Origin of the sequence: Burkholderia sp. JPY481 (assembly GCF_038900515.1) — a bacterium.
GTDB lineage: Bacteria > Pseudomonadota > Gammaproteobacteria > Burkholderiales > Burkholderiaceae > Paraburkholderia > Paraburkholderia youngii.
This window is the reverse complement of record NZ_JAYMRT010000001.1, coordinates 582,364-600,375: the sequence shown is the minus strand read 5'-3', so window position 1 is coordinate 600,375 and position 18,012 is coordinate 582,364. Positions and strand designations below refer to the sequence as shown.

Below are 18,012 nucleotides of genomic sequence, written 5' to 3'. Positions count from 1 at the left end.
GTCGGGCAGTCGCGCATGCCGCGCGTGCGCATGTCGAAATAGTGAAATAGGGCGCAAATCAACGATAAAACAGGCCATTGCGGGGCTGATTTGACGCATTTGAACGCTCTCTGCGTCTTGTCTTTTTGCGCCTAATCATGTACTTTAGCTTGTTTGCCCGACCCGATTTCGCCGTCGCTTTTGTCGCTATCGGTCGTTAGTGCCGGCAGGCGTGCGTGATCCGTCGTCGCCGTTCAAATCCGATCAGCCATTTGCGATTTCATCCCGGGCAAATCCGCGCGTGCTGCACGCGTGCTGCATCTACGCCGCCACACACTTTGCCGCCGTTCACGAGACGTTGCGCCCCTGTGCTTTCTGTGCGGTCGTCTCCAGCGCGCCAGCGCGGTTTATCTTCCAGTTCAGAACGACAATGGCACTCATCGTACACAAATACGGCGGCACCTCGATGGGCTCGGTCGAGCGCATCAAGAACGTCGCCAAGCGCGTCGCGAAATGGCACAAGGCCGGCCACCAGATGGTCGTCGTGCCCTCGGCAATGTCCGGCGAAACCAATCGCCTGCTTGGCCTCGCGAAAGAAATCACGACTCAACCGAGCCCGCGTGAACTCGACATGATCGCCGCCACCGGCGAGCAGGTGAGCTCGGGTCTGCTCGCGATCGCGCTGCAGGAAGCCGGCGTCGAAGCGGTCAGCTACGCAGGCTGGCAGGTGCCGGTCAAAACCGATAGCGCGTTCACGAAAGCGCGCATCAGCGACATCGACGGCGAGCGCGTCAAGCAAGACCTCGCGGCCGGTAGGGTGGTCGTGATCACCGGCTTCCAGGGCATCGACCCCGACGGCCACATCACGACGCTCGGCCGCGGTGGCTCGGACACTTCGGCGGTCGCGGTCGCGGCTGCGCTGAAGGCCGACGAGTGCCTGATCTACACGGACGTCGACGGTGTGTACACGACGGACCCGCGCGTCGTTGAAGAAGCGCGCCGGCTCGACCGCGTGACGTTCGAAGAAATGCTGGAAATGGCCAGCCTGGGTTCGAAGGTGCTGCAGATCCGCTCGGTGGAATTCGCCGGCAAATATCAGGTGAAGACGCGCGTGCTGTCGAGCCTGACCGATCCGCTGATGCCGCTCGACGACGAAATGAAGTCGGGCACCCTGATTACTTTTGAAGAAGACGAGACCATGGAAAAAGCAGTCATCTCGGGCATCGCGTTCCAGCGCGACGAAGCTCGTATCGCCGTGATGGGCGTGCCCGACAAGCCGGGCATCGCGTATCAGATTCTCGGCCCGGTGGCGGACGCGAATATCGACGTCGACATGATCATTCAGAACCAGAGCGTCGAGGGCAAGACGGCGTTCACGTTCACGGTTGGCCGCGGCGACTATGCGCGCGCAATGGAAATCCTCACCGGCACGGTGAAGGCCCACGTGCAGGCCGAGCAGGTGCTGGGCGACCCGAAGGTGTCGAAGGTGTCGGTGGTCGGCGTTGGGATGCGCTCGCACGTCGGCATCGCGAGCAAGATGTTCCGCACGCTGTCGGAAGAGGGCATCAACATTCAGATGATCTCGACCTCTGAAATCAAGATTTCGGTGTTGATCGACGAAAAGTACATGGAGCTCGCAGTGCGCGCGCTGCATAAGGCCTTCGAACTCGATCAGGCATAAATGGCGGAAAAAACGGGGCGCTCTAGAGCGCCCCGTTTGTTTTGTGGCGTTCATGTGAACGATTTGCGTCGCGGGACGCGTCGTTGGCACAAAAAATGTTCGCGAGACATTGACCTTATCGGCCCGGCCCGCTATTATCTTGGCTTCGTCGCACTGACTCCCTGTGCGACAGAAAGTTTGGGAGACGTGGCCGAGAGGTCGAAGGCACTCCCCTGCTAAGGGAGCATCTGGGCCAAAACCTGGATCGAGGGTTCGAATCCCTCCGTCTCCGCCAGCAATGGTGGCGAAACCCCGCAGAGTCTAGGCTCTGCGGGGTTTTTGTTTTTCGGCGACCGTCGTTTCGTTTTCTCTCACTGCCCAAGCTTTGCGCGGCGACGAGGTGAGTTGTTGCTTGCATTGAATCGGCGGCGCCACGCAGTGATGTCGACGGGATTGTCCTGTTATGCAGGCATCCTGATCACTGCTGTCTCTCTGAACGCGCGCCGCTTAGAACGCCTGCCGCAACCCCACCATACCGACGAACAGAGACTGGCACGACGACGGCGTCGTGTTCCACCGCGAGCGCGTCGGCGGCGGTCACACCGCTGCCCGACGCGATCAGCGATTTGCCGCTTGCATGTTGATAGGCCTCGAGCGCGTACAGCTTGGTGCGCGCCGACAGGTTATAGGTCTGTTCGAGTGAGATTTGATGATAGTGCGCCGGGTCGGTGATGTGATTTGTCTCGCTTGCCTGCGTGAAGCTATAGCCGCCGTCGACAGTCACGCTCGGCGTGAGCCGGTACGTCGCGAACGCGCCGTAAAGTGTTGAATACCGCCTTGTCGAAGAACAGCGAGCCGTGGCCCGGTGCGTCCTGCACATTAGAGTAGTTGAGGCCCAACATCAGATCGTGCCACGTGTAGCGGCAGTGCACCGCTGAACAGGCTGCCGTTCGCAACGCTGCCGTGAACGCCGCTGAGACCGTACTGCGCACTTGCCCGCAGACCCGCGATCGTCGGTGATAGATAGGTAACCGAATTATTGAGCGCAGTGTCGTGTCGAGGGCGTCGAGATCGCCAGGGGTGCGCGCCGGTCGCGCCGGTCAGCACGCCGGTCGGTCCGAGTGCGCCGACTACCTGGAAGTAGGGCGTGTACTGGCGTCACGGTGCCTTAGCGGTCGTTCGCGAGGCCGACATCGGCCTGGCGGTTGGACAGGTAGCCCGCGGTGCTTTGCGCGCCGCTCAGCGAATTGAAGCCGCTCTGGAGCCGGAAGATCGCCTTCGTGCCGCTGCATGAATGTTCTTTCGAAAATGAAATGTTCGTTTGCGGCAGACCCGCCAGACCCGCAGCCCCCGGGCCCGCCGACGGCGCTTTTTCACCGCCGCATAGCGCATGTAACCAGACATTACGCCGCGCCTTTGAGGCGATTTTCAGCATCAGTTATTACAAAGTTGAAATACGCGCGTTGCTGCCTTGCGTTATATTTCCGCCAACAAAACATGTTCGTACAAAGGTGATCAATGAAGTCCGCTCGTCTTGTTCCACTTATGCTCGGGGTGTTGACGTTGGCTGCATCGGGTGCCGCGATGGCCGCGGGGCTCAACGTCGGGGTCAATATCGGCATTCCCGCGCCGGTCTACGTCGCACCGGCGCCGGTCTACGCACCGCCGCCTCCGCCGCCGCCTCCCGTGGTCTACCAGCCGGCTCCGGTGTACTACGGCGGTCCGCAGATCGTGATCGGCTGGCATGGCGACCGTTACTGGGACGGCCATCGCTACTGGGCGCGCGACGACTGGTATCGCCACCATCCGCCGGGCCACGGCGACTATCGTCACGGTCACTACGACCAGCATCGCGGCTGGCACTGAGCCGGCACCGCGGCGCGCTAACTGGCCGCAGCGACACCGAAACCGCCCTTCGAGGGCGGTTTTCGTTTTTTGGGCTGAAGCATCGACAGTCGATGCATTTCGTCGCAGTCGCCCGCCAGATCGCGCAAGCTAATTGGGTAGAATCCCCCACATCGCCACTGCCCACTTACCAGCACGACTCCATGACAACAGGCTCGCAACGGGTTCAAACGCCTGAGGGACTTCGATACAGCGTGATCCACGGACCGTTGCGCGCCGCGTTCGCCGTCGCGCTGCTGTGCGCGAGTCTGCTCGCCGCGCCGCATGCGCATGCCGCTCATGCGATCGCGCAATACGGCGAGCCGAAATATCCGGCCGGCTTCCAACACTTCGACTACGTCAATCCCAATGCGCCAAAAGGCGGCACGCTCGTGCTCGCCAATCCGAGCCGTCTGACGAGCTTCGACAAGTTCAATCCGTTCACGCTGCGCGGCAATGCGGCGCCCGGCCTCGAATTGATGTTCGAGAGCCTGACGATCGGTAGCAGCGACGAAGTCGCGTCGGCCTACGGGCTGCTCGCCGACAACATCGTGGTCGCGCCCGACGGACTGTCGGTCACCTTCCACATCAATCCGCGCGCGCGCTTTTCGAACGGCGACCCCGTGACCGCCGACGACGTTAAGTTCTCGCTCGACACGCTGAAGAGCCCGCAGGCCGCGCCGCAGTTCGCATCGCTTTTCAGCGAGATCAAGGGCGCGGTCGTGGTCGATCCGGCCACGGTGCGCTTCGAGTTTCGCGAGCGTAATCGCGAGTTGCCGCTGCTCGCCGGCAGCATGCCGGTGTTCTCCCGCAAGTGGGGGCTGAAGCCCGACGGCAGCCGCATTCCGTTCGATCAGCTCGCGTTCGAAAAGCCGATCGGCAGCGGGCCGTATCTGATCGACAGTTTCGACAACGGCCGCACGATCACGTTTAAGCGCGACCCGAACTACTGGGGCGCCGCTCTGCCGGTGCGCGTCGGCATGAACAATTTCGATCGCATCGTCTACAAGCTGTACGCGGATAGCACCGCGCGGCTGGAGGCGTTCAAGGCCGGCGAGTACGATGCCCTGGTCGAATACATCGCGCGCAACTGGGTGCGGCGCGACGTCGGCAAAAGGTTCGACAGTGGCGAGTTGATCAAGCGCGAGTTTCCGCAGCACAACGGCACCGGGATGCAAGGCTTTTTCCTGAACACGCGCCGGCCGCTGTTCCAGGACGTGCGGGTGCGCAAGGCGCTCGATCTCGCGCTCGATTTTCAATGGCTGAACCGCCAGTTGTTTTTCAGCCAGTACACGCGCATCGATAGCTATTTCGCCAACACCGAATGGCAGGCGAAGGGGCCGCCGTCGCCCGGCGAGCTGGCGCTGCTCGAGCCGTTTCGCTCGCAGCTCGACCCGGCGGTGTTCGGGCCGCTGTCGAAGCAGCCCGATACCGATCCGCCCGGCTCGCTGCGCGCGAATCTGCTGGCGGCGCGCGATCTGCTTCAGCAGGCCGGCTGGACCTATCGCGACGGCGCGCTGCGCAACGCCAACGGCGAGCCGTTCCAGTTCGAGATACTCGACGACGCGGGTTCGGCCTCGTCGATGGAGCCGATCATCGCGACATTCACGCGCAATCTGCAGAAGCTCGGCATTACCGTGAACTTCCGCACCACCGACTTCGCGGTGTATCAGAAGCGGCTCGACGCATTCGATTTCGACGTGACGACGATTCGGATGCCGGACGTGCAGGTGCCAGGCTCCGAGCAGATCACCCGCTTCGGCAGCAAGGCCGCCGATACCCCCGGCTCGGACAACGCGATCGGCCTGAAGTCACCGGCCGTCGACGCGGTGTTGAACGCGCTCGTGCACGCGCAAACGCGCGAGCAACTGACCGACGCCGCGCACGCGCTCGACCGTCTGCTGATGCATGGCTACTATGTGGTGCCGCACTGGTACAGCGGCACGCATCGCGTCGCGTACAAGCGCGGGCTCGCGTGGCCGAAGACTTTGCCGCTGTACTATGGCGCGGAGGGCTGGATCACGACGATGTGGTGGTACGAAGATCCGCAGGCGCACGCGCACACGGCCAGCGCCGACTGATCCGCAGAGCCATCGCCCCCACCAACGCGTTCGCACTGGAACACCGCCTATGTGGAGCTACATCCTCAAACGCCTGCTGCTGATGATCCCGACGCTGCTCGGCGTGCTGACGCTGACCTTCGTCGTGATCCAGTTCGTGCCGGGCGGTCCCGTCGAGCAGATGCAGCACGAGCTGCGCAAGGGCGCGGAGGGCGCCTCGCCGTTCGGGCTGCGCTCGCATAGCGGCGTCGACGCGCAGCAGATCGCGCAACTGAAGCAGCTTTACGGTTTCGACAAGCCGCCGCTCGAACGCTACGGGCTGATGCTCAAGCGCTTCGCGACCTTCGATCTCGGGCAGAGCTATTTCCGGCATCAGAGCGTGTGGTCGCTGATCGTGTCGAAGCTGCCGGTGTCGATCAGCATCGGCCTATGGACCTTCTTTCTCACTTATCTGATATCGGTGCCGCTCGGCATCGCGAAGGCGGTGCGCAACGGCTCGCACTTCGATATCGCGACGAGCCTCGTCGTGCTGGTCGGCTACGCGATTCCGGGCTTCGTGCTGGGCGTGCTGCTGCTCGTGCTGTTCGGCGGCGGCACGTTCCTGCAGCTGTTTCCGCTGCGCAACCTCACGTCCGACAACTGGGACCAGCTGAGCCTCGTCGGCAAGGTGCTCGACTATCTGTGGCATATCACGTTGCCGATCACAGCGTCGGTAGTGGGCAGCTTCGCGGTCGTCACGATGCTGACGAAAAACGCGTTCCTCGACGAGATCCGCAAGCAGTACGTGCTGACCGCGCGCGCCAAAGGTTTGTCCGAGCGGCGCGTGTTGTGGAAGCACGTGTTTCGCAATGCGCTGCTGCCGCTGATCGTCAATTTCCCGGGTGCGTTCATCGGCGCATTTTTCACCGGCAGCCTGCTGATCGAAACGCTGTTTTCGCTCGACGGGCTCGGCTTGCTGTCGTACGAATCGGTGATGCGGCGCGACTATCCGGTCGTGCTCGGCACGCTGTATCTATTCACGCTGATCGGCCTCGTCACGCGGCTGATCTCCGACCTTTGTTACGTGTGGGTCGATCCCCGCATCCAATTCGAACAACTGGAGCGCTGATGAATCGAGCCCGCCTTTCCGCCGATGCTGCGGCGCGCACCGAACCCGCGCAGGCACTGATGTCGCCGTCACCGGCGCGTCGCGTGTGGCACCGGTTTCGCCAGCAGCGTCTCGGCTACTGGAGCCTGATCATCTTCGTGGTCGCGTTCGCGGCGAGCCTAGTGGGGCCGCTGTGGTCGAACGACAAGCCGGTCGTCGTGCGCTACGACGGCCATCTGTATTTCCCGCTCGTGAAGACCTACGCCGAGACCACCTTCGGTGGCGACTTCCCGACGCCGACCGATTTTCTCGATCCGTACATCCGTCACCGCTTCGATGCGCCGGGCAACTTCGCGTTGTATCCGCCGAATCATTACTACTACGACACGCTCAACTACTTCTCGAAGGCGCCCAACCCGGCGCCGCCGTCGCGCGAAAACTGGCTCGGCACCGACGACCGCGGCCGCGATCTGTTCGCGCGTCTACTGTATGGCTTCGGCGTGTCGGTCGTGTTCGGCCTCGTGCTGACCGTGATCAGCACGATAGTCGGCATCGTCGCGGGGGCGGTGCAAGGTTACTTCGGGGGGCGAACGGATATCGTCGGGCAGCGGTTGATCGAAGTCTGGAACGCGATGCCGCAGCTCTATTTGCTGATCATCTTTTCATCGATCTTCGAGCGCAGCTTCGCGCTGCTGATCGTGCTGCTGTCGCTGTTCAACTGGATCGGCCTGTCCGATTACGTGCGCGCCGAATTCCTGCGCAATCGCCAGCAGGACTATGTGCGCGCCGCTCGCGCGATGGGCCTGTCGCATTGGCAGATCATGTGGCGTCACGTGTTGCCGAACAGTCTGACGCCGGTCATCACGTTCCTGCCGTTCAGCATGAGCAGCGCGATTCTCGCGCTGACGAGTCTCGACTTCCTCGGCCTCGGCGTGCCGCCGCCGACGCCGAGCCTCGGCGAGCTCCTTGCTCAGGGCAAGGCGAATCTCGACGCGTGGTGGATCTCGGTGTCGACCTTCGGCGTGCTGGTGACGATGCTGCTGCTGCTGACCTTCATGGGCGACGCGCTGCGCAACGCGCTCGACACCCGTATCTCCGATGCGATACACGCCGGAGGTGGCCAATGAGCGCGCTGCCGCGAATCGATCGGGAAGCGCCGGATACGCCGCTGCTCGAACTCGACCATCTGCGCGTTGCGTTCGGCGACACGGTGGCCGTCGACGACGTCACGCTCGCGATCGCGCGCGGCGAGCGCGTCGCGCTCGTCGGCGAGTCGGGCTCGGGCAAGAGCGTGACCGCGCTGTCGGTGCTGCGCCTGCTGAACGACGCGCAGGTGAGCGGCGCAATCCGCTTCGATGGCGAAGACTTGCTCGCAAAGAGCGAGCGCTCGATGCGCGGGCTGCGCGGCTCGGACATCGCGATGATCTTCCAGGAGCCGATGACCGCGCTCAACCCGCTGTATACGATCGGCGACCAGATTGCCGAGACGATCGTCGTGCATGACGGCGTCAGCGTGGCCGAGGCGTGCCGGCGGGCGGTCGCGTTGCTTGCGCGCACCGGCATCACCGAACCGGAGAAGCGCGTCAACAGCTATCCGCATCAGCTGTCGGGCGGCCAGCGGCAGCGCGCGATGATCGCGATGGCGCTCGCCTGCCGGCCGCGCCTGTTGCTCGCCGACGAGCCGACCACCGCGCTCGATGTGACGATTCGCGCGCAGATCGTCGAACTGCTGCTGGAGTTGCAGCGCGACGAAGCGCAAAAGCGCGGCATGGCCGTGCTGCTGATCACGCACGACCTGAACCTGGTGCGTCACTTTGCGCAGCGCGTCGCGGTGATGGAGCGGGGCGTGCTGGTCGAAACCGGCACGGTCGAGCAGGTGTTCGAGGCACCGCGCCATCCGTATACCCAGCGGCTGCTCGCGAGTCGGCCGCAGCGCGAGGTCGCGCCGGTGCTGCCGATCTCGCCGGTGCTGCTCGAAGCGCGCGACGTGTCGGTCGACTTCAAAACGAAGCTGCCGGGCCTGCGCGGCTGGTTCGGCGCGGGGCGGTTTCGCGCGGTCGACGCGGCGAACGTGTCTGTACGCCAGGGCGAGACGCTTGGAATCGTCGGCGAATCGGGGTCGGGCAAGTCGACGCTCGCGATGGCGCTGCTCGGTCTGCAGCGCACCGCGCACGGCGAGATCCAGTTTCAGGGCAGGGCGCTCGCGAGCTATCGCGGCGCCGAAAAGACCGCGCTGCGCTCGAATATGCAGGTTGTTTTTCAAGATCCTTTTAGTTCGCTTTCACCGCGGCAGACGATCGAGCGGATCGTCGGCGAGGGGCTCGCGCTGCATCGGCCGCAGATGACCCCGCAGGCGCGGCGCGACAAGGTGGTCGGGGTGCTGCGTGAAGTCGGCATCGACCGTACCGCGCTGTATCGCTATCCGCATGAGTTTTCGGGCGGGCAGCGGCAGCGCATCGCGATCGCGCGCGCGCTGGTACTCGAGCCGCGCGTGCTGATCCTCGACGAACCGACCAGCGCGCTCGACGTGTCTATTCAACAGCAGGTGCTCAAGCTGCTCACCGGTTTGCAGCACAAGTACAACCTCGGCTTCGTGTTCATCAGCCACGACCTGGAGGTAATCGGGGCGATGGCGCACCGCGTCGTCGTGATGCAAAACGGATCAATCGTCGAGACCGGCGATGTCGAGAAAATTTTTGCGGCACCCGCGCATCCTTACACTCGAAAGCTGCTGAAAGCGGCACTTGATCGTTGATTTTTCACCCTTTCACCAATTGAGTGCGTATCTCGATTGATTTTTTCTATTCCTTTTGACACGCAAATACTTACTGGCTAGTATCGACCAAACTTTTTCGTAGACGACTGATTTTTTTGCAAAAACTACCGACCAATGCAGCACAGAAACTTCACCCAGGCTTGCACGCGCGTCGTCGCCGGGATGTTCATTGGCGTCTTGATGGCAGCAGCTCCCGGCGCATTCGCCGATGAAGTAAGCGGTTTTAATCAGAATGCCTCCTATCCGACCACCAACGGCTCGGATCCTCTCTCCCTCCTCGCTCCTCAACCCAAGGCTGCTAGCACCGAAAGCAGCGGCGCCAAATCATTCCTTTCCGGCATGGCCGGAAAAGCGGGCGACGTGGTGGTCGGCGCGCTGAACATGATCGGCGTTCGCTACCGTTGGGGCGGCAATACGCCGGATTCTGGGCTGGATTGCAGCGGTTTCGTGCGCTACGTGTTCCAGGACACGCTCGGCCTCGCGTTGCCGCGCCGCGCCGAGGAAATGAGCCGGATGGGCGAGAAGGTGCGCGTCAGCGACCTGAAGCCGGGCGATCTGGTGTTCTTCAATACGATGCGCCGCACGTTCTCGCACGTCGGCATCTATATCGGCGACAACAAGTTCGTGCACTCGCCGTCCACCGGCAGCACGATCCGCGTCGACGACATGGATGACGGCTACTGGGAAAAGCGCTTCACGGGTGCGCGTCGGATCGAGACCTCGTATCAGGCCGACGATCTGCGCAAGCGCGTGACCGCGACGATCGGCGGGAATAACTGATTCCGCGCTGAGCCCAGCGATAAAAAAGCCTGCTTCGTTCGAAGCAGGCTTTTTGCGTTTGATACGTGCTGTTGCCCCTGGTGGGGCACAGCGACTGTGCGCCACCAGGCGTTCAGGCTCCCATGCGCCGCGCGGCGAGCTTGCGCTGCAATTCCGGCATCATCTTCGCGACCGCTTCCTCGCCGGCGAGGATCGCCGCATTGCGCTGCGAGAAATCGCTGCCGCTCATCGCCGCGAGATTCGGCCGGATCACCACATCGGCGTACTTGTCGAGCTCATAGGCCTTGATCGTCTGGCCCATGATCGTGAAGGTCTGCATCAGCACGTCGAACGAACTCGTGGTGAGGCCAGTCTCCGGTCGCTGCGAAATATCGACGGCGATGACGAAATCCGCGCCCATCTTGCGCGCGAACGACGCCGGTACCGGGCTCACGAGACCCCCATCCACATACTCGTGGCCGCCGATCTTCACCGGCTCGAAAATCGACGGCACGCTGCACGACGCGCGCACGGCGGTGCCGGTGTTGCCGCGCTGGAACAGGATCGGCTGGCCGGTTTGCAGATCTGTCGCGACTACGCCGAGGGGCCTCGCCATCTTCTCGATCGGGCGGTTGTTCAGCGTCGTGTTCAGGTAGTTCTGAAGCGCGACGCCCTGCAGGAAGCCGCGGGTACGAAACGGCATCGCCCAGTCGCTTATCGACGCTTCGTCCATCGACAGCGCGAGCTTGTTGAGCGCGAAGCCGTTCATGCCCGACGCGTACAGCGCGCCGACCACCGAGCCAGCGCTCGTGCCGGCGATCAGGTCGATCTGGATATTGCGGGCCTCGAGCGCCTTGATCACGCCGATGTGCGCAAAGCCGCGCGCAGCGCCGCCGCCGAGAGCGAGCGCGACGCGAACTGGTTTCTGTTGCGCTTTTTCAGGCGGCGCAACGGGGGGCGTCGCGGTGATCGGCGCTCCATTGAGTTTGCCGTTGGTCGTGGTGCAGGCGGCAAGCACCGCGGAGGCTGCCGCTAGCGAAAAGCTGCGGCGGCTCAAACTGGGGGATAAGGGTTTCAACGAGTTCTCCAGCAACGGCGCGGGCGACGCAGGCGGCGTCGCGCGTACCGCGATCAGGCTGAGGTCAGGCCAGGCGGGTCGCCGGCGGCGATTCCGCGCGCTGGAGAGCGTCCCGTTCCTATCGGATCGATGTGCGGGGGCAAGCCCTTATATCAGCGCGCGCACATCTTAATGCAAACGATCGGCGCGCGCGGTCCGCCGTAATGAAACGTTGCAGAGGAAGTATTCGGAACTGGGGCCGCGTCTTTGCAAGATCGGTGGGGCGAGCGCTGGGAAGGTGCCTGCGTAGGTGTCCGGACGCCGTTCGCTCATGCGCCTTAGGCCTTTCGGACGAGGGCGGCAACCCGCGTGCGGAAGGTATAATTCGCCTCTTGCACCTATTTCACTCGTGGCCGTGCGTGACATCGCGCGCAGCATGGGCACGCTTCGCTGCCGCGTTTCGCAGTCATGTTCGCTCGAGCGCCGGCGCCTGTTTTCCGAGTAACCGCTAATGACCACCTCCGTTCGTACCCGTTTCGCACCGAGTCCCACTGGCTTCATCCACCTGGGCAACATCCGCTCCGCGCTGTATCCGTGGGCGTTCGCGCGCAAGATGAAAGGGACCTTCGTGCTGCGGGTCGAGGACACCGACGTCGAGCGCTCCACGACCGAATCCGTCGACGCGATTCTCGAGGGCATGGCATGGCTCGGTCTCGATTTCGACGAAGGCCCGTTTTACCAGATGCAGCGCATGGACCGTTACCGCGAAGTGCTGAAGCAGATGCAGGACGCGGGGCTCGTCTACCCGTGCTACATGTCGACCGAAGAACTCGACGCGCTGCGCGAGCGTCAGCGCGAAGCGGGCGAAAAGCCGCGCTACGACGGAACGTGGCGCCCGGAGCCGGGCAAGGTCCTGCCGCAGCCGCCCGCGGGCGTGACGCCGGTGCTGCGCTTTCGTAATCCGCTGACCGGCGTGGTCGCGTGGGACGACGCGGTGAAAGGGCGCATCGAAATCTCGAACGAAGAACTCGACGATCTCGTGATCGCCCGTCCGGACGGCACGCCGACGTATAACTTCTGCGTCGTCGTCGACGATCTCGACATGCGCATCACTCACGTGATCCGCGGCGACGATCACGTCAACAACACGCCGCGGCAGATCAACATTCTGCGCGCGCTCGGCGGCGAGCCGCCGGTGTATGCACACCTGCCGACCGTGCTGAACGAGCAGGGCGAGAAGATGAGCAAGCGCCACGGCGCGATGAGCGTAATGGGTTACCGCGATGCAGGGTATCTGCCGGAAGCGGTCGTCAACTATCTGGCGCGCCTCGGCTGGTCGCATGGCGACGCGGAGATTTTCACGCGCGAGCAGTTCGTCGAGTGGTTCGATCTCGAGCACCTCGGCAAGTCGCCGGCGCAGTACGACCATGACAAGCTGAACTGGCTCAACGCGCACTACATCAAGGAAGCCGACAACGCACGACTCGCCGAACTGGCGAAACCGTTCTTCGCCGAGCTCGGCATCGAGGAAGCCTCGCTCGCGCAAGGTCCGGATTTGACGGGCGTGGTGGGCCTGATGAAGGATCGTGCGTCGACCGTCAAGGAGATCGCGCAGAATGCCGCGATGTTCTATCGCACGCCGGCACCCGATGCCGAGTCGCTCACCCAGCACGTGACCGACGCGGTTCGCCCGGCGCTCGCTGATCTGGCCGCTGCACTGAAGACGGTCGAATGGACCAAGGAGGCGATCGCCGCCGCATTGAAGGCTACGCTCGGCGCGCACAAGCTGAAGATGCCGCAGCTCGCGATGCCGGTGCGTTTGGTGGTGGCGGGTACGACGCATACGCCGTCGATCGATAGCGTGCTGATGCTGTTCGGTCGCGACGTCGTCGTTGGCCGTATCGAAAAAGCGCTTGGCTGATCAACTGCGGGCGTGCGTGACAGGTGTCTCGCACGCCTTCGGAAAAAATCGCATGTAATTGCTCAAAGGGTATTTACAAACCGCAGGTCGCCCTCTAGAATCTCGTTTCTCTGATGTGCGCGGGGGTATAGCTCAGCTGGGAGAGCGCTTGCATGGCATGCAAGAGGTCAGCGGTTCGATCCCGCTTACCTCCACCAACACAGCAGAGAGAAGTTAAAGTGGTGAAGAAGTCTGAAACTTGTAGAAAAAAAGACTTCACAAATCGCTGAAACGTAGTTAAAATGGCGGTCTTCGCAGTTGACGATAAACAGCTTTACGGATTAACTGAAAAGTTAGAGCGGGTTGAATAAGTCGAAAGCGAGTTAAGACGGATCTGAAAAGATTTTGTCCCCTTCGTCTAGAGGCCTAGGACATCACCCTTTCACGGTGAGTACAGGGGTTCGAATCCCCTAGGGGACGCCAAACATCAGCGTCGCTTTAGTATTCGAGTAGTAGTAAAGCAGCGCAGCTTGCAGAGAATTAACCGACGCTCGCAAGCAGGGTGTAAAGACTGGAGTGGTAGTTCAGTCGGTTAGAATACCGGCCTGTCACGCCGGGGGTCGCGGGTTCGAGTCCCGTCCACTCCGCCAGACAAAGCCCGTTCATACATACCTGAACGGGCTTTTTCATTAAAGGTGTAAGCAGTACGTTGTCCCCTTCGTCTAGAGGCCTAGGACATCACCCTTTCACGGTGAGTACAGGGGTTCGAATCCCCTAGGGGACGCCAGAACATCGGCGTCGTTCGGTTGGAAGTTTGAACGGTGCAGCAGGCTGAAGGCATGGCTCGCAGGCTGCGATGCAAAATCTGGAGCGGTAGTTCAGTTGGTTAGAATACCGGCCTGTCACGCCGGGGGTCGCGGGTTCGAGTCCCGTCCGCTCCGCCAGATATTGAGAAAGCCCACTTCGCAAGAAGTGGGCTTTTTTATTTCTACTGTCCGCTGCCGGACGCCTCCCGGAAGGCTCGGGACAAACAGCCATTGCCAGCGCGCGCGGCCTGTTTTACCGTTGATCCGACTCATCCTCGCGGTCCCGCCATGTTCGATCCCACCGAAGCCCCGTCACCGTTTCATCTGCGCACGGCAAGCATGGAAGATTTCGAGTTTGCCGAGGCGCTGACCCGCAACAACATGGGCGGCTACTATCGCCGGCATCATCTGGTGTGGCGCAGCGATCTGTTTCTCGGCAGTTGGCGGGAATCGGAGAATTTCATTCTCGAAGTGGATGGCGTGCCGATGGGCGTGCTGCGTATCACCGAGGAAGGTGATTCGCTGCATATCCGCGACGTGCAGATTGCCGAAGGATATCGGAGGCTCGGCGCCGGTACGTTTCTTCTCGACATCTCGCATCAATGGGCGCGCGAGCGCGGGTTGCGCGAGTTGCAGTTGCGCGTCTTCGTCGATAATCCGGCGGCGCGGCTCTATCAGCGCAAGGGCTATAAGCTCGCCGGGCCGCGGCTCGCGCAGCTAGGTGCAATCCGTCATCTGGCGCGGCGGGTTTGAGGCCTGGTCTGCGTGGATCGCCGACACCCATCGCCAGGCATCGTCATTCACCGCTCGGCAACATCAGCCGAACCGGCTTGATCCTGTGCCGTTTCATCATCCGCTTGCGCGTCATCATGCTCGCCGTTGCTCGCGCGATGCTCGGCGCCTCGCTCGATAAACGCGCGTGGACTCGCGCCGAACGCGCGCCGGAACATCGCGGAGAAGGCGCTCTGGCTCTGATAGCCCAATTCCTGCGCGACATGCGACAGCGGCCGCCCCTGGCTCAACAATGGAATGGCGCGCGCGAGAATCGCCTGCTGACGCCACTGCGAAAAACTCACCCCCAGTTCCTGACGAAACAGCCGCGCGATCGTGCGCGTGCTCGCGCCGACCGTCGATGCCCACTGTTCGAGCGACTCGCCATGCATCGGGTCGGCGATAACAGCCTCGCACAGCGCGCGCAGGCGCTTTTCGCTGGGCATCGGCACGGACAGCGGCAATGGTTCGGAGCGCGTCAGTTCGTCGAGAGCGAGCGCGCCGAGCAGTTGCTCGCGCGCGGCGGACAGGCCGGGCGTATCGAGCGCGGCAATCACCTCGCGCAACAGGTTCGATACTTCGACGACGCGCGGCGTATCGAGCCCGGCCGGCACCGTACTCTCAGTGATGTACAGCGTGCGCAGGAACGCATCCTCGACGGCGACCACTTCGTGGGTGACATGCGGCGGCAACCAGATCGCGCGCGATGGCGGCACCATCCACGTGGTACCCGTTGTCGCGACGCGCAGCACGCCGCGCGACGCATACGCGACCTGCGCCCATGCATGCGTATGACGCGCGATATGCCAGCCCGCCGGCATGGGCCGCGAACGCACGCGGATCGGATGCGTGTCGTTCGGCGCGAACTCGGGCGGTATGTCGGCGAAACGCACGCGGCTCAACGGGTTGGACTCGGCGGACGAGGGCATGGCAAGGTCGGTTCGGATAATGGAGCCGGCAAGGGCGAAGCTCAGTCGAGGCCATTCACCGGCGCGGGCTGTAAGCATTGTAGATCGTGCCTGGTTGCTGATGCCGTCGAGCGACCGTTGCATAATGTCCCGATGGCCGCCGAGCCACCAACATCACCCCTGACCACGGAGACTCAACGACGATGCAGACCGTCTTTGTCTACGGCACACTGCGTGCCGGTGAAACCAACGACATCAGCGAAGCCGCCGCGCGCAACGACCTCCCCGCGCCGAGCCTGCTCGGCAGCACCACGGTGCGCGGCCATCTGTTCGATTTTGGCGACTATCCGGGTCTCGTCGTCGACGAAGGGGGCGTCGACGTGGTCGGCGACGTCTATGAAATCGACGATGCGCTCGTCGCGGTGCTCGACGAAATCGAAGCCGTATATCCGGGCGTCGACGACCGTTTTCTGGCCCGCGAGGTGATGGTCAAGGTAGACGGCAACGTCGTGAACTGCCGCTTCTATCCGGTCGCGCCGAACGCGGTAAAAGGGCTGCCCGAAATCCGTTCGGGAGATTGGGTCAAACATCGGCGCACGCGCTGAGCCGGTGCACGCCAGCGGCCAACAAAACGGCGCGCCATGTATGTCCGCGGCGCGCCGTCATTCAAGCAGAAGGGATCAACGGGCGCGAGCCGGTCCAACGCGCCCGAGCCCGCATCATCGACACCATCAAATCTCTTCGTAAAGCGGCAGCGTCAGAAAATCGGTGAACTGCTCCGCGGTCGACATCTGTTCGAAGATCTGCGCGGCGCGCTCATACGGCTTCGTATCTCCACCCACCGTCTGTTTGACCTTGTCGAGTTCCTGTCCCGCGAGCTCGCGCACCAGTTCGACCGTCACCTTGCGGCCGTCATCGAGTTTGCCCTTCGGCGAGCGGATCCACTGCCACACCTGCGAGCGCGAAATCTCCGCGGTGGCGGCATCTTCCATCAGATTGTGAATCGGCACACAGCCATTGCCCGCGAGCCACGAACCGAGATAGTGGATGCCGACATTGATGTTGTTGCGCAAGCCCGCTTCGGTGATCGGCGTCTCCGGGCGGAAGTCGAGCAGATCGGTCGCGGTCACGAGCACGTCGACGCGCTGCTTGTCGATCTGATTCGGCCGGTCGCCGAGCACCTTGACGAACTCTTCCATCGCGACCGGCACGAGACCCGGATGCGCGACCCAGCCGCCGTCGTAGCCATCGCCCGCGTCGCGCGCCTTGTCCGAGCGCACGCCGGCCATGGCCTTTTCGTTGGCGGCCGCATCGTTCTTGATCGGAATCAGCGCGCTCATGCCGCCGATCGCCGGCGCGTTGCGGCGGTGGCAGGTCTTCAGCAACAGCAGCGCATACGCGCGCATGAACGGCGAGGTCATCGTGATCTGCGAGCGATCGGCGAGGCAGAAGTCGCGGTCGCTCTTGAACTTCTTGATCGCGGAGAAGATGTAGTCCCAGCGGCCCGCGTTCAGGCCCGAGCTATGTTCGCGCAGCTCGTACAGGATTTCGTCCATTTCGAACGCGGCGACGATCGTCTCGATCAGCACCGTCGCGCGAATCGTGCCACGCGGCACGCCGAGCGCTTCCTGCGCGGCGACGAAGATGTCGTTCCACAGCCGCGCCTCGAGATGGCTCTCCATCTTCGGCAGATAGAAGTACGGACCCGAGCCGCGCGCGATCAGCTCCTTCGCGTTGTGCACCATGTACAGCGCAAAATCGAAGATGCCACCCGACACGCGCTTGCCATCGACCTTCACGTGCTTCTCGTCGAGATGCCAGCCGCGCGGACGCACGATCAACGTCGCGGTCTTGTCGTTGAGCCGGTACGACTTGCCGTTCTGTTCGAGCGAAATCGTGCGGCGCACCGCGTCCTTCAGATTGATGTGACCGGTGATCTGATTGTCCCAGCTCGGCGCATTCGAATCCTCGAAGTCGGTCATGTAGGAGTCCGCGCCCGAATTGAGCGCGTTGATGATCATCTTGCGCTCGACGGGCCCGGTGATCTCGACGCGCCGGCACTGCAGATCCTGCGGCAGCGGCGCGATCTTCCAGTCGCCTTCGCGCACGCTCTTCGTGGCGGCGAGGAAGTCGGGGCGCTCGCCCGCGTCGAGCCGCTTCGCACGTTCGACGCGCGCCTGCAGCAACTGCTGACGGCGCGGCTCGAACGTGCGGTGCAAGGCCGCGACGAGTTCCAGCGCTTCGCGGGTGAGGATCGCTTCAAAGCCGGGCTTGATGTCGCCGGTGATTTCCATGCCTTGCGGCATCGACAGCGGATTAGCCATGTTTTCTCCTTGGTCGGTCAGATTGCAGAAAGTGCGAAGGT

General features: G+C 62.8%; 13 protein-coding genes, 6 tRNA genes and 1 pseudogene. 16 read left to right on the top strand and 4 right to left on the bottom strand.

Features of this window, described 5'->3' with window-relative positions; all coding sequences use genetic code 11:
* Positions 1–409: 409 nt before the first annotated feature.
* Positions 410–1,660 (top strand): aspartate kinase, encoded by a 1,251-nt coding sequence (locus VSR82_RS02760; protein ID WP_018435472.1) that lies wholly within the window; start codon positions 410–412, stop codon positions 1,658–1,660.
* Between the two features lie 180 nt (positions 1,661–1,840).
* Positions 1,841–1,934 (top strand) — tRNA-Ser (locus VSR82_RS02755).
* A 212-nt stretch (positions 1,935–2,146) separates the two neighbouring features.
* On the opposite strand, the pseudogene VSR82_RS02750 reads toward VSR82_RS02755, so the two are convergent.
* A pseudogene (locus VSR82_RS02750) lies at positions 2,147–3,074 on the bottom strand (porin).
* 83 nt (positions 3,075–3,157) lie between these two features.
* Between VSR82_RS02750 and VSR82_RS02745 the strand changes: the two are divergent.
* The 6 genes from VSR82_RS02745 (at position 3,158) to VSR82_RS02720 (ending at position 10,226) form a co-directional block, all read left to right on the top strand.
* Positions 3,158–3,505, top strand: a complete 348-nt coding sequence (locus VSR82_RS02745) for a hypothetical protein (RefSeq protein ID WP_026228693.1) — start codon at positions 3,158–3,160, stop codon at positions 3,503–3,505.
* A 182-nt stretch (positions 3,506–3,687) separates the two neighbouring features.
* Positions 3,688–5,604, top strand: a complete 1,917-nt coding sequence (locus tag VSR82_RS02740) for an extracellular solute-binding protein (protein ID WP_429458848.1) — start codon at positions 3,688–3,690, stop codon at positions 5,602–5,604.
* A gap of 49 nt (positions 5,605–5,653) precedes the next feature.
* Entirely contained in the window at positions 5,654–6,691 is a 1,038-nt protein-coding gene (locus tag VSR82_RS02735) for a microcin C ABC transporter permease YejB (RefSeq protein WP_368586880.1), read from the top strand.
* The gene (locus VSR82_RS02730) at positions 6,691–7,797 is read left to right on the top strand and encodes an ABC transporter permease (RefSeq protein ID WP_368586881.1); all 1,107 of its coding nucleotides are present in this window, start codon (positions 6,691–6,693) and stop codon (positions 7,795–7,797) included. The genes VSR82_RS02735 and VSR82_RS02730 overlap by 1 nt, the downstream gene beginning before the upstream one ends.
* Positions 7,794–9,425, top strand: a complete 1,632-nt coding sequence (locus tag VSR82_RS02725) for an ABC transporter ATP-binding protein (RefSeq protein ID WP_429458850.1) — start codon at positions 7,794–7,796, stop codon at positions 9,423–9,425. The genes VSR82_RS02730 and VSR82_RS02725 overlap by 4 nt, the downstream gene beginning before the upstream one ends.
* Before the next feature lie 135 nt (positions 9,426–9,560).
* On the top strand, positions 9,561–10,226 hold the full coding sequence (locus VSR82_RS02720) for a C40 family peptidase (RefSeq protein ID WP_410847928.1): 666 nt from the start codon (positions 9,561–9,563) through the stop codon (positions 10,224–10,226).
* Between the two features lie 112 nt (positions 10,227–10,338).
* On the opposite strand, the gene VSR82_RS02715 is transcribed toward VSR82_RS02720, so the two are convergent.
* Positions 10,339–11,283, bottom strand: a complete 945-nt coding sequence (locus tag VSR82_RS02715; protein ID WP_368586884.1) for a patatin-like phospholipase family protein — start codon at positions 11,281–11,283, stop codon at positions 10,339–10,341.
* A gap of 490 nt (positions 11,284–11,773) precedes the next feature.
* Between VSR82_RS02715 and gltX the strand changes: the two genes are divergently transcribed.
* The 7 genes from gltX (at position 11,774) to VSR82_RS02680 (ending at position 14,721) form a co-directional block, all read left to right on the top strand.
* Positions 11,774–13,183, top strand: a complete 1,410-nt coding sequence (gltX, locus tag VSR82_RS02710; protein WP_410847930.1) for a glutamate--tRNA ligase — start codon at positions 11,774–11,776, stop codon at positions 13,181–13,183.
* A gap of 121 nt (positions 13,184–13,304) precedes the next feature.
* Positions 13,305–13,380, top strand: a tRNA-Ala gene (locus VSR82_RS02705).
* 189 nt (positions 13,381–13,569) lie between these two features.
* Positions 13,570–13,645 (top strand) — tRNA-Glu (locus VSR82_RS02700).
* Between the two features lie 90 nt (positions 13,646–13,735).
* Positions 13,736–13,812 (top strand) — tRNA-Asp (locus VSR82_RS02695).
* A gap of 61 nt (positions 13,813–13,873) precedes the next feature.
* Positions 13,874–13,949, top strand: a tRNA-Glu gene (locus VSR82_RS02690).
* A gap of 80 nt (positions 13,950–14,029) precedes the next feature.
* Positions 14,030–14,106 (top strand) — tRNA-Asp (locus VSR82_RS02685).
* A gap of 150 nt (positions 14,107–14,256) precedes the next feature.
* Complete coding sequence (locus VSR82_RS02680) at positions 14,257–14,721, top strand: GNAT family N-acetyltransferase (protein ID WP_368586886.1); 465 nt, start codon at positions 14,257–14,259, stop codon at positions 14,719–14,721.
* 47 nt (positions 14,722–14,768) lie between these two features.
* On the opposite strand, the gene VSR82_RS02675 is transcribed toward VSR82_RS02680, so the two are convergent.
* Positions 14,769–15,668: an AraC family transcriptional regulator gene (locus tag VSR82_RS02675; RefSeq protein WP_368586887.1), complete on the bottom strand. Its 900-nt coding sequence runs from the start codon at positions 15,666–15,668 to the stop codon at positions 14,769–14,771.
* Between the two features lie 182 nt (positions 15,669–15,850).
* Between VSR82_RS02675 and VSR82_RS02670 the strand changes: the two genes are divergently transcribed.
* Positions 15,851–16,252 (top strand): gamma-glutamylcyclotransferase family protein, encoded by a 402-nt coding sequence (locus VSR82_RS02670; protein ID WP_368586888.1) that lies wholly within the window; start codon positions 15,851–15,853, stop codon positions 16,250–16,252.
* Between the two features lie 126 nt (positions 16,253–16,378).
* Here VSR82_RS02670 and aceB read toward each other — a convergent pair whose 3' ends face one another.
* Entirely contained in the window at positions 16,379–17,971 is a 1,593-nt protein-coding gene (gene aceB, locus VSR82_RS02665; RefSeq protein ID WP_498857477.1) for a malate synthase A, read from the bottom strand.
* Positions 17,972–18,012: the final 41 nt, after the last annotated feature.

Bases quoted from the DNA above. Each gene is read 5' to 3' on its own strand.
- VSR82_RS02760 (WP_018435472.1), top strand. From the start codon at position 410: ATGGCACTCATCGTACACAAATACGGCGGCACCTCGATGGGCTCGGTC.
- VSR82_RS02745 (WP_026228693.1), top strand. From the start codon at position 3,158: ATGAAGTCCGCTCGTCTTGTTCCACTTATGCTCGGGGTGTTGACGTTG.
- VSR82_RS02740 (WP_429458848.1), top strand. From the start codon at position 3,688: ATGACAACAGGCTCGCAACGGGTTCAAACGCCTGAGGGACTTCGATAC.
- VSR82_RS02735 (WP_368586880.1), top strand. From the start codon at position 5,654: ATGTGGAGCTACATCCTCAAACGCCTGCTGCTGATGATCCCGACGCTG.
- VSR82_RS02730 (WP_368586881.1), top strand. From the start codon at position 6,691: ATGAATCGAGCCCGCCTTTCCGCCGATGCTGCGGCGCGCACCGAACCC.
- VSR82_RS02725 (WP_429458850.1), top strand. From the start codon at position 7,794: ATGAGCGCGCTGCCGCGAATCGATCGGGAAGCGCCGGATACGCCGCTG.
- VSR82_RS02720 (WP_410847928.1), top strand. From the start codon at position 9,561: ATGCAGCACAGAAACTTCACCCAGGCTTGCACGCGCGTCGTCGCCGGG.
- gltX (WP_410847930.1), top strand. From the start codon at position 11,774: ATGACCACCTCCGTTCGTACCCGTTTCGCACCGAGTCCCACTGGCTTC.
- VSR82_RS02680 (WP_368586886.1), top strand. From the start codon at position 14,257: ATGTTCGATCCCACCGAAGCCCCGTCACCGTTTCATCTGCGCACGGCA.
- VSR82_RS02675 (WP_368586887.1), bottom strand. From the start codon at position 15,668: ATGCCCTCGTCCGCCGAGTCCAACCCGTTGAGCCGCGTGCGTTTCGCC.
- VSR82_RS02670 (WP_368586888.1), top strand. From the start codon at position 15,851: ATGCAGACCGTCTTTGTCTACGGCACACTGCGTGCCGGTGAAACCAAC.
- aceB (WP_498857477.1), bottom strand. From the start codon at position 17,971: ATGGCTAATCCGCTGTCGATGCCGCAAGGCATGGAAATCACCGGCGAC.